At 69.3% G+C, this 10350-nt stretch carries 12 protein-coding genes; 4 read left to right on the top strand and 8 right to left on the bottom strand.

From position 1 onward, the window contains the following. On the top strand, positions 1-689 hold a 689-nt coding region (locus DQP56_RS19490), incomplete at its 5' end, for a site-2 protease family protein (protein WP_133258975.1). A 44-nt stretch (positions 690-733) separates the two neighbouring features. Further along, positions 734-1621 carry a cation diffusion facilitator family transporter gene (locus DQP56_RS19495; protein ID WP_112688242.1) on the top strand — a complete coding sequence of 296 codons (888 nt, stop codon included), beginning with the start codon at positions 734-736 and terminating at the stop codon, positions 1619-1621. 21 nt (positions 1622-1642) lie between these two features. Here the strand turns inward: DQP56_RS19495 and DQP56_RS19500 are convergent, their stop codons facing one another. Next, positions 1643-2059, bottom strand: a complete 417-nt coding sequence (locus DQP56_RS19500; protein ID WP_112688264.1) for a DUF3151 domain-containing protein — start codon at positions 2057-2059, stop codon at positions 1643-1645. A 108-nt stretch (positions 2060-2167) separates the two neighbouring features. Here DQP56_RS19500 and DQP56_RS19505 point away from each other — a divergent pair, with 108 nt between their 5' ends. Next, entirely contained in the window at positions 2168-3061 is an 894-nt protein-coding gene (locus DQP56_RS19505) for an Rv0361 family membrane protein (RefSeq protein ID WP_112688244.1), read from the top strand. An 81-nt stretch (positions 3062-3142) separates the two neighbouring features. Here DQP56_RS19505 and fbaA read toward each other — a convergent pair whose 3' ends face one another. Next, entirely contained in the window at positions 3143-4174 is a 1032-nt protein-coding gene (gene fbaA / locus DQP56_RS19510) for a class II fructose-bisphosphate aldolase (protein ID WP_112688246.1), read from the bottom strand. 84 nt (positions 4175-4258) lie between these two features. On the opposite strand from fbaA, the gene DQP56_RS19515 reads away from it, so the two are divergent. Next, a complete protein-coding gene (locus DQP56_RS19515) occupies positions 4259-4957 on the top strand; it encodes a DedA family protein (RefSeq protein ID WP_112688248.1) in 699 nt (232 codons plus the stop codon). 9 nt (positions 4958-4966) lie between these two features. Here the strand turns inward: DQP56_RS19515 and DQP56_RS19520 are convergent, their stop codons facing one another. From DQP56_RS19520 to DQP56_RS19545, 6 genes are read right to left on the bottom strand one after another with little or no spacing between them, the layout of a single operon-like run. Continuing rightward, positions 4967-6085, bottom strand: a complete 1119-nt coding sequence (locus DQP56_RS19520) for a glycoside hydrolase family 76 protein (protein WP_112688250.1) — start codon at positions 6083-6085, stop codon at positions 4967-4969. A gap of 40 nt (positions 6086-6125) precedes the next feature. Further along, positions 6126-7349, bottom strand: a complete 1224-nt coding sequence (locus tag DQP56_RS19525) for an MFS transporter (protein WP_112688252.1) — start codon at positions 7347-7349, stop codon at positions 6126-6128. A gap of 49 nt (positions 7350-7398) precedes the next feature. Continuing rightward, positions 7399-8067, bottom strand: a complete 669-nt coding sequence (locus tag DQP56_RS19530; protein WP_205868924.1) for a TrmH family RNA methyltransferase — start codon at positions 8065-8067, stop codon at positions 7399-7401. Continuing rightward, on the bottom strand, positions 8052-8945 hold the full coding sequence (locus DQP56_RS19535) for a hypothetical protein (protein WP_112688255.1): 894 nt from the start codon (positions 8943-8945) through the stop codon (positions 8052-8054). Before DQP56_RS19535 ends, DQP56_RS19530 begins: the two co-directional genes overlap by 16 nt. 8 nt (positions 8946-8953) lie before the next feature. Then, positions 8954-9502, bottom strand: a complete 549-nt coding sequence (gene pyrE / locus DQP56_RS19540) for an orotate phosphoribosyltransferase (RefSeq protein WP_112688258.1) — start codon at positions 9500-9502, stop codon at positions 8954-8956. Continuing rightward, entirely contained in the window at positions 9489-10274 is a 786-nt protein-coding gene (locus tag DQP56_RS19545; protein ID WP_112688261.1) for an SDR family NAD(P)-dependent oxidoreductase, read from the bottom strand. The genes pyrE and DQP56_RS19545 overlap by 14 nt, the downstream gene beginning before the upstream one ends. Between the last annotated feature and the right edge of the window lie 76 nt (positions 10275-10350).

A 10350-nucleotide genomic window follows, 5' to 3' on the forward strand; every position in this document is an offset into this window, starting at 1 on the left:
GCGCGGCCGGCGAGATCGGGCCGATGGCCTATGCCGGGGTCTTCGTGTTCGTCATCGCCGGCTGGCTGGTGTCGCTGTGTCTGCACGAATTCGGCCACGCCTTCACCGCTTGGCGGTTCGGTGACCGCGGTGCGGAGATGCGCGGCTACCTGACCCTCAACCCGCTGCGCTACACCCACCCGGGGTTGTCGCTGGTGCTGCCGCTGCTGTTCATCGCGCTGGGTGGCATCGGCCTGCCGGGCGGTGCGGTGTACGTGCAGACGTCGTTCATGACGCCGCTGCGGCGCAGCCTGGTGAGCCTGGCCGGCCCGACGGCCAACCTGGTGTTGGCCGGGCTGCTGCTCGGCGCCACCCGGGTGTTCTACGACCCGGCGCATCCGGTGTTCTTCTCCGGTCTGGCGTTCCTGGGTTTCCTACAGGTCACCGCGGTGATGCTGAACCTGCTGCCGGTGCCCGGGCTGGACGGCTACGGCGCGTTGGAGCCGCACCTGAGCCCGGCCACCCAGCGGGCGGTGGCGCCGTTCTCGCAGTGGGGCCTGCTGGTGCTGCTGGTGCTGCTGATCTCCTCACCGATGTTGAACCAGAAATTCTTCGGGCTGGTGCTCTGGTTCGTCGATCTGTTCGCCGTGCCGCGCCTGCTGGTGTCGTGGGGCATGAGCCTGACGCAGTTCTGGAACAGCTGGTTCTGATCGCACAGCCCCCGCGACGGCGCCGCGACCTATATTTGCTAGCCATGGCCACCGGTCACGATCACCATCACGCCGACGCCCGGCTGTCCCGGATGGCCATCGGGGCGGCGATCCTGACCGGGTTCTTCTTCATCGAGCTGGGCACCGCGATCTCCATCAACTCGATCGCCCTGCTGGCCGACGCCGGGCACCTGCTCACCGACCTGGCCGCGCTGTTCATGGGGGTGGCCGCGGTAATGCTGGCCCGGCGCGGCAGCACGTCGCCGTCACGCACCTACGGCTGGCACCGCGCCGAGGTGTTCACCGCGGTCGCCAACGCGGTGCTGCTGGTCGGGGTGGCGACATTCATCCTGACCGAGGCGATCCGGCGCATCGGGACCGCGCCGGATGTGCCGGGCCTGCCGCTGATCGTCATCGCGCTGGCCGGTGTGGCGGTCAACGTCGTGGTCATCCTGCTGCTGCGGTCGCACACCGAGCGCAGCCTGGCGGTGCGCGGCGCCTACATGGAAGTGGTCGCCGACACGGTCGGAAACGTCGCGGTGCTGATCGCCGGGGTCGTCACCGTCACCACCGAGTGGCCCTACGCCGACGTGGTGGTCGCCGTGTTCGTCGCGCTGTGGGTGCTGCCGCGGGCGTTCGCACTGGCCCGGGACGCGCTGCGGATCCTGTCCGAGGCGTCTCCCGGCCACATCGACGTCGCCGAACTACGGGCGGCACTGTGCGCCGTCGACGGCGTTACCGACGTGCACGACCTCCACGTCTGGACACTGGTTCCGGGCCAGGACATGGCCACCGCCCACCTGCGCACCACTGCCGACCCCGGCCGGGTGCTCGGCGAGGCGCGGGCGGTGCTGGCAGCCCGGGGCCTGACCCACGCCACCGTGCAGGTGGAACCGCCCGGGCAGGGCGGCGATTGCCCCATCGGATGCTGACCTGCAGGGGTTATCGCACGGTCAGCTCAGCCCCAGTTCCGAGCGGGCGGCGGGGTCGCACTCATCGAGCAGAGCCAGGCAGCGGGCCCGCTCGTCGGTCTCACCGATGGAATCGGCGGCACGCGCCAGCGCGGCCACACACCGCAAAAAGCCACGGTTGGGCTCATGTGCGTACGGCACCGGGCCGTAGCCCTTCCAACCGTTGCGGCGTAGCTGGTCCAGACCCCGGTGGTAGCCGGTGCGCGCATAGGCGTAGGCGGTGACCGCCTTGCCCTCGGTCAGTGCCGCTTCGGCCAGCGCCGCCCACGCCACCGAGGCCGACGGATGCCCGGCCGCGACAACGGCGGGGTCCTGGTTGGCACGCAGGCCGGCCTCGGCGTCGGGGTCGCCGGGAAGCAAGATCGGATCGGGGCGCAGGAGATCACCGGTGAGAGTCACATCGCCCATTGTGCCGTGCCGCCCATGGCCAGCCACTAAAGCGATGCGCCGCCTCGCTCAGTAAGCTGGCGCCCAGCAGATTCGCTAGCGGGAGGACAGCAGTAGCTTATGCCGAACCCATCGGGCCCCGACCGCGACGACATCCCCGCTCCGCCCGCATCCGGTCACGACTCCGCTCCCGATGGCCCCCCGATCCAGCCCACCGAGCCCGATCAGACCGCCGACGTGCACCCGGTCGTCGCCGGGGCGGACGACGACACCGCCACCACGGTCATTCCAGAGGCCGCCGACACCGCCTCGTCGGATGCCCCCGACGTCGATGCCGATGCCGTCACCGAGGTGATCGCCACCGAGGCCGCACCCAGCTCCACCGATTCCGGCCCGGACGGACCGCCGGAGCGGCGGTTCACCGCGCCCGGGTTCGACGGGGCGACCGAGGTGATGCCGTCGGTGGGTGACGCCGACACCGAGCTCATCGCCCGGCAGGCCGGTGATGCGGGAAAGGCGATACCGCAACAGATTCCGCCGCGACTGGGCGCCAAGCTGCCCGCCACCGTGTCACGCAGCTGGGGCTGGGTGCTGGCGCTGATCCTGATCATCGTGGTGCTGGCGGTGGTCGCGGTGCTGGGCACGCTGTGGCTGACCCGCGACGACCGGCAGGCCGCCTCGCAGGAAGAGCGGGTCCGGGGCACCATCTTGAACTTCGACATCGCCATGCAGAACGGCGACCTGGCGGCGCTGCGCAGCCTGACCTGCGGCGACATCCGCGACCGCTACGTCAACTACGACCAGAAGGCGTGGGACGAGACCTACCGCCGGATCGCGGCGGCCAAGCAGTATCCGGTGGTCGCCAGCATCGACGAGGTCGTGGTCAACGACGGCCACGCCGAAGCCAATGTCACCGCGTTTATGGCCTATGCACCGCGGGTCCGCTCAACCCGCAGCTTCGACCTGCAGTTCCGCGACGACCAGTGGAAGATCTGCCAGTCCCACGGCGGGTAACAACCTTGCGAGCAGTCGCGAAAGCCCCCAATCCGCGTTGGATTTGGGGGTTTTCGCGACTGCTCGTCGTAGAAGGCGGGCTCAGCTCAGGGTCTTGCCGGCGCTGTGCAGGTCGTTGCACGCCTCGATGACCCGCTCGGTCATGGCGGCCTCGGCCTTCTTGAGGTAGCTGCGCGGGTCGTAGACCTTCTTGTTGCCCACTTCGCCGTCGATCTTGAATACACCGTCGTAGTTGGTGAACATGTGCGCCGCGATCGGCCGAGTGAACGCGTACTGGGTGTCGGTGTCGACGTTCATCTTCACCACGCCGTGCTGCAACGCCTCTTCGATCTCCGACTTCAGCGAGCCCGAGCCGCCGTGGAAGACGAAGTTGAACGGCTTGGAGCCGGCCGCCAGGCCCAGCTTGGCCGCCGCCACCTTTTGGCCCTCACCGAGGATGTCGGGGCGCAGCTTGACGTTGCCGGGCTTGTAGACGCCGTGCACGTTGCCGAACGTGGCGGCCAGCAGGTACTCGCCGTGGTCGCCGACACCGAGGGCGTCGATGGTCTTCTCGAAGTCCTCCGGGGTGGTGTAGAGCTTCTCGTTGATCTCGGCTTCCACGCCGTCCTCTTCGCCGCCGACCACGCCGATCTCGATCTCCAGGATGATCTTGGCGGCCGCCGCCTTGGCCAGCAGTTCATCGGCGATGGCCAGGTTCTCGTCGATCGGCACGGCCGAGCCGTCCCACATGTGCGACTGGAACAGCGGGTTCTTGCCCGCCTTGACCCGCTCGGTCGAGATCGCCAGCAGCGGACGCACGAAACTGTCCAGCTTGTCCTTCGGGCAGTGGTCGGTGTGTAGCGCCACGTTGATCGGGTACTTGGCGGCGATCACGTGGGTGAACTCGGCCAGCGCCACCGCGCCGGTCACCATGTCCTTGACGCCCAGGCCGGAGCCGAACTCCGCGCCGCCGGTGGAGAACTGGATGATGCCGTCACTGCCGGCATCGGCGAAACCCTTGATGGCCGCGTTGATGGTCTCCGACGACGTGCAGTTGATCGCCGGGAACGCGTACGCGTTCTCCTTGGCGCGGCCCAGCATCTCGGCGTAGACCTCGGGGGTGGCGATGGGCATGGAACTCTCCTCCTGGCTGACCGAAACTGACATCAAGTATCTCAGGGCCAGTTTGGCTCATGGCCCCCGGTATGTTGGTGCGTCATGAGCATGACGGTGGCGGCGATGCCCCACATCTTGGATCCGATGTACTGGATCGGGCAGGGCGGGGTATTCGAGCACGCCGTACTCCCGGCCATCCTGGTGATCGTCTTCATCGAGACCGGTCTGCTGTTTCCGCTGCTGCCGGGTGAATCACTGTTGGTCACCGGTGGTCTGCTGGCCGCCGCCGGCAACCCCGACATCTGGGTGCTGGCGCCGTCCGTGGCGGTTGTGGCGGTGCTGGGTGACCAGTGCGGCTACTTCATCGGCCGTCGTATCGGTCCGGCGCTGTTCAAGAAGGAAGACTCCCGCTTTTTCAAGAAGCACTATGTGACCGACTCACATGCCTTCTTCGAAAAGTACGGTCCGGTGGCGATCATCCTGGCCCGCTTCGTGCCGTTCGCCCGGACCTTCGTCCCGCCGATCGCCGGCGTGTCCTATATGCGCTACCCCGTCTACCTGGCCTTCGACATCGTCGGCGGCATCCTGTGGGGGGCCGGGATGACTCTGACGGGTTACCTGCTGGGCACCAAGGTGCCGGGCATCACCGACCATTTGGAACTGATCATCATCGGGATCCTGTTCGTCTCGCTGCTGCCGGCGATCTTCTCGGCCACCAAGGCCTACCTGGCGCGCCGGCAGAATCGCGCGGCCGAGACCCCCGACGGTGAGTCCGCGCTCAGCACGCAGAATCCCGAGTAGCCCACCCGGTCAGCCAGGCGGGCGGGCGGCAGCTACGACGTGTGCGGCCTCCATCAGCATCCAGCCCGATAACTGCACCGACAGGTCGCGTTCGGGCACCTCGGATTCGTACACCGCCCCGGCGACGGAGGCGGCCACCGCGCCGTCGGCCCGGGGTACGTCGGCGGGCCGGTCCCAGAACGCCCCGAACAGCGGCAGGCCGTCCACCGACTGCCGGTAGTCCCACGCCGACCGCGCCGACCTCAGCACCAGTTCGGCCGCGGTGCTGCGCGCCTCGGTGTCGGCGGGGGACTCTCCCGGTAGATCGGTGACGACCAACGCCAGGTAGCGGGCGGTGATCCCGGCGAACAGCCCGCCGTCGCCACCACCGGCGCCCTTGAGCACCCCGCCGGGTGCCATCTGCTTGTCGACCGCGGCGACCAGGCGCTGCACCCGCGCCGCATGCCGCGGCACGCCGGTGCGCACCGCCAGTTCGGTCTCCAGGCCGAGTACCACGCCCTGGCAGTAGGTGTATTCGGCGCGCACCAGCGACCCGGACCGGATGCCGTCGAACACCAAATGGGTCTCCGGGTCGATCAGGGTGGCGTCGATCCAGTCGCCCATCTGCTGGGCCCGCTGCAGCCACCCGGGTTCACGCGCCAGGAAGATCCCGGCCGGCCCGTTGGCCGGGGCATTGAAGAACGGCTCGGTGAACTGCTCGTCCTTGCGCCACGGGATCCCGCCGCCGGCCTCGGGCATCCAGGAGTCCGTCAGCTCGCGGGTCAGCGTGCGCAGCGCACGATGCCGGTCGATCCCGGTGACCCGGCAGGCGCGCTGGATGGCCAGCGCCAGCCATGCCATGTCGTCGTAGTAGGCGTTGGTCCAGCGGAACATGTTGCGCAACCGGTGGGTGCGGATCTGGCGCTTGATCGACGTCACGCGTTCGGGCTGCGGGTCGCGCAGTTGCGCGTCGACCAGGCAGTCCAGCAGGTGCGCCTGCCACCAGTAGTGCCAGTGCGGCGCCCGGCGGACCGGTGGCCAGGCCACCACACCGAGGTGGGTGCCCGGGAGGTGCCAGAGCGGTTTGAGATGTCTCGCGGTGACAGCGGCCTCGGCGCTCTCGGCCCGATTCGCCCATAGCAGATCCATAGCGGTAGATCCTGCCGTATCGGGCATCGCCATCCCAGGACTACCGAGAAGCCGGACCACGACGCTGACCCGCGAGGTAGGCCAGCGCCACGGCGGTCGCGGCCAACCCCGACAGCGCGCCGACACCCAGCGCCCAGCGCGGGCTGAACGCATCGGCTATCCAGCCGATGACGGGCGCACCGATCGGCGTGGTGCCCACGGCGACGGCCAGCCGCAGCGCCATCACTCGCCCGCGCATCACCGGCTCGGTGGTCAGTTGCATCAGGCTGTTCGTCGCATTGGTGAACGTCAGGGTGGACACCCCGATCACGGCGAGCGCGACACCGAAGAGCCAGACATCGGGCGCGACGGCGGCGAACGCGAAGCCGACACCCAGGACTGCCGCGCTGAAGAGCAGTGACCGGAAGCGGGGCCTCTCCCATCCCGCGGCCAGCAGTGCTCCGGCGAGCGTGCCGACCGCCATCACCGAGGACAGCAGCCCGTATTGGTCTGCGCCGCCGTGGAAGACGGTGACCGACATGGTCGAGATGAAGATCGGGAAATTGAGCCCGAAGGTACCGATCAGAAACAACATCAACAGGATCGCCTTCAGATCCGGACGTGCCCAGACGTAGCGCAAACCCTCCATGAGATTGCCGCGGGCCGGTCCGACGGCACGGGCGTTGGGATAGAGCTCCCGGACCCGCAACAGCGCCAGCGAGGCGAGCACGGCACCGAAGGACGCCGCGTTGATGAGAAACGCCCACCCCGTGCCGACGGCTGCGATCAGCGCCCCGGCGACGGCAGGACCGATCATCCGCGCGGCGTTGATGGACGCGGAATTCAGCGCCACCGCATTGGAGAGGTCGTCGTCTCCCACCAGATCCGAGACGAACGTCTGGCGCGCCGGCATGTCGACCGCGCTGATGCAGCCCGACAGCAACGCCAGGACGTAAACCTGCCACAGCTGGACGACGCCGCTGACGGTGAGCAGGCCGAGGACGAGCGCCAAGACGCCCAGAGCCGTCTGGGTGGCGATCAGCAGTTTGCGCCGGTCGAAACGGTCGGCCGCATAGCCGGTCCAGGGCAGCAGCAGCAGTTGGGGCCCGAATTGCAGGCCCATGACAACCCCGACCGCGGTTCCGCTGCGTGCGGTGAGCTCGGTCAGCACCAGCCAGTCCTGCGCGGTGCGCTGCATCCAGATTCCGATGTTGGAGACCAGCGCCCCGCCCGCCCAGAGCCGATAATTGAAGACCTTCAGCGATCTGAATGTGCTGCCGGCCATGCCGTCAGCACACCATGCGGTCGAGGATTCTCTCCGTAAGGCGCGACTCTTACCAGGCGTTTTCCAGGTTGCCATGCCGGGCAATCCAGCTGTGCATCACGATGCCGGCCGCCACCCCGACGTTGATGCTGCGGGTGGAGCCGAACGCGGCTATGGACACCAGCAGATCGGCGCCGGCACGCATCTCGTCGCTGAGGCCGGGGCCTTCGCTGCCGAACACCAGCAGGCAGTCGCCCGGCAGCACGGTCTGCTCCAACCGTTGCGCGCCGGCGACGTTGTCCACCGCGACGACGGTCAGGCCCTGTTGCGCGGCGAACTCCAGCAGGCCGGCCACCCGGTCGTGATGCCGCAGCCGCTGGTAGCGGTCGGTGACCATGGCGCCGCGCCGGTTCCACCGCCGCCGCCCGACGATGTGCACGGTGTGCACGGCGAACGCGTTGGCGGTGCGTACCACCGAGCCGATATTGGCGTCGTGCTCGAAGTTCTCGATCGCCACGTGCAGCCGGTGCCGCCGGGAGTCGATGTCGGCGATGATCGCCTCGCGGGTCCAGTAGCGGTAGGCGTCGACGACGTTGCGGCGGTCGCCATCGCGCAGCAGTTCCGGATCGTAGCGGGGATCGGTCGGCGGCTCGCCCTGCCACGGCCCGACGCCGTTGGCCGGCGGGAACCACTCGGTGGGGCCGGGTTCGCCCACCCGCTCGGTCACGACGTGGTCCATACGGCGGCGTGGGTGCCCACCACCGACACCGAGGCGTAGAGCACCGCGGCGTTGATCTCACCGTGCGTGCACAGCGACGTCGGTACGTGCACCGAGTTCAGTGACGCCTCGGGCAGGATCAGCACCGACGACCCAAAGGCCAGGCAATCCGGCCCCAGCCCGGGCATCGGCGTCGCCGGACCCGCGACGAGCATCAGCGGCCCGCCGCGGGCCTCCGCGTCGTCGCGGTACTGTCCCGCGACCGCGTCGGCGGTCAAGCTCAACACCATGTATCCGTTGCCGGAGAACGCTTTCGGGTCACCGAGGGCGCTCGGCGCCAGCGGGACGCCGTCGGCCCGGTATGCCGCCACCCCCTGCGGGGTGAGCACCAAGCCGGTGTCATAGGGGTTGATCGGCGGCAGCCCTACCGGGAACGCCGCCGGGTAGGCCACCGTGGTGTCCTTGATCCGGTCGGCCGGCGAGTAGGCGTAGACGCCGCGCACCGCGCTGCGTTCCTTGAGTGGCCCCAGGCACACGGTGCCGTCCAAGCGGTCGGGTTCGCGGGCCGACAGCGGCGCGGGCGTCAGCTCCCCCAGCGCATCGCAGCTGCCCAGACCGGTCGCCTCGACCGGGCGGGCGGGCGTGCCGTAGATCCCGAACCGCAGATCGCCGGCCGCGGCGTGCGGGCCGCCCGGATCCGGGACGTGCGCCTTGACGTCGACGAGGACATGATCGACCTCCCAGCGCAGGTTGGTCAGCGTCAGCTCCCAGCCCAGCAACGGCAGTGCCTCGCCGATCCGCGCGCCCTGGGCGCCGTAGGGGCCGCTCGCAGCGGGAGCCGAACAGGCCGCCACGCACGCGACGGCCAACGCCAGCACCGCCGGGATCAGCGTCCGCACAACCCGGCTCAGCCCAGTCCCAGCTCGGCCAGGCCGAGCACGCTGCGGTAGGGCACACCTTCGGCCTCGATGGCCTCCGCCGCCCCGGTGGCACGGTCCACCACGGTCGCCACACCGACGACGTGCCCACCGGCGTCCCGCACCGCACGCACCGCAGTCAGCGCCGACCCGCCGGTGGTGCTGGTGTCCTCCACCACCAGCACCGACCGCCCCGCCACATCCGCTCCTTCGATAAGGCGTTGCATGCCATGGGTTTTCACCGACTTGCGCACCACGAAGGCGTCGATCGGCCGGCCCGGGGCGTGCATGACGGCGGTCGCGACCGGATCCGCGCCCAGCGTCAGGCCGCCGACGGCCACGTACTCCCAGTCATCGGTGAGCTGGCGGACCAACCGGCCGATCAGCGCACTGGCTCGATGGTGCAGGGTGGCGCGGCGCAGGTCGACGTAGTAGTCGGCCTCGGCGCCCGACGACAGCGTGACGCGCCCGTGCACCACCGACAGTTCGCGGACCAGCGCGGCCAGTTCGTCGCGCTCTCCGCTGTCAAGTGCGCCCACTGCCCCGCCCGAAAGTCTTGGTCAGCGTCCGCGACAACCCGCGCGGAATCAGCCGGCTGACCGTCGTGATCGCCTTGTACTGCAGGCCCGGCACGCTGATCACGTCGCCGCGGGCGATGTCGGCCAGGCTGGTCGCGACGACGTCGTCGACCGTCAGCCACATGAACGACGGCAGCGTGCCCATATCGATGCCGGCGCGCTCGTGGAACTCGGTGCGCACATAGCCCGGGCAGACCACGTGGATGCCGACCCCGGTGCCGGCCAGCCCGCCGGCCAGGCCCTCGGTAAACGACACCACCCAGGCCTTGGAGGCCGAGTATGTCGAGCCGCGACCGGACAGCAGCCCGGCGACGCTGGCCACGTTGACGACGGTTCCGTTGCCGGCCTCGATCATCGCCGGCAGTGCCGCGCGGGTCAGCTGCATCACCGCGGTGACGTTGACGTCCAGCTGGGATTGCAGCAGCTCGGGGTCGGCGGTCCAGAACTCTCCGGAGGTGCCGAAACCGGCGTTGTTCACCAGCACCCGCACGCCGGCGCGCAGCCGTTCGGCGACCTTGGCCCGGTCGTCGGCGTCGGCCAGGTCGGCCGGCAGCACCTCGACGTCACCGCCGTGACTGCCGCGCAGTTCGGCCGCCAGCGCCTTCAGCCGCTCGGCGTCGCGGGCCACCAGGACCAGGTCATAGCCGTCGGCGGCGTAACGGCGCGCGTAGCCTTCGCCAAGTCCCGAGGTAGGCCCGGTGACCAGGGCCGTAGGTCTGGCAGGACGCGACATGCCCACAGCGTAACGAAGCCGGACGTCAGCGCTGATAGTGCGCTGTCTGCCGGCCGTTGCGGCCGAGGATGTTCAC

Source organism: Mycolicibacter senuensis, from assembly GCF_003284925.1.
Classification (GTDB): Bacteria; Actinomycetota; Actinomycetes; order Mycobacteriales; family Mycobacteriaceae; genus Mycobacterium; species Mycobacterium algericum_A.

Bases quoted from the DNA above. Each gene is read 5' to 3' on its own strand.
- DQP56_RS19495 (WP_112688242.1), top strand. From the start codon at position 734: ATGGCCACCGGTCACGATCACCATCACGCCGACGCCCGGCTGTCCCGG.
- DQP56_RS19505 (WP_112688244.1), top strand. From the start codon at position 2,168: ATGCCGAACCCATCGGGCCCCGACCGCGACGACATCCCCGCTCCGCCC.
- fbaA (WP_112688246.1), bottom strand. From the start codon at position 4,174: ATGCCCATCGCCACCCCCGAGGTCTACGCCGAGATGCTGGGCCGCGCC.
- DQP56_RS19515 (WP_112688248.1), top strand. From the start codon at position 4,259: ATGAGCATGACGGTGGCGGCGATGCCCCACATCTTGGATCCGATGTAC.
- DQP56_RS19520 (WP_112688250.1), bottom strand. From the start codon at position 6,085: ATGGATCTGCTATGGGCGAATCGGGCCGAGAGCGCCGAGGCCGCTGTC.
- DQP56_RS19525 (WP_112688252.1), bottom strand. From the start codon at position 7,349: ATGGCCGGCAGCACATTCAGATCGCTGAAGGTCTTCAATTATCGGCTC.
- DQP56_RS19530 (WP_205868924.1), bottom strand. From the start codon at position 8,067: ATGGACCACGTCGTGACCGAGCGGGTGGGCGAACCCGGCCCCACCGAG.
- DQP56_RS19545 (WP_112688261.1), bottom strand. From the start codon at position 10,274: ATGTCGCGTCCTGCCAGACCTACGGCCCTGGTCACCGGGCCTACCTCG.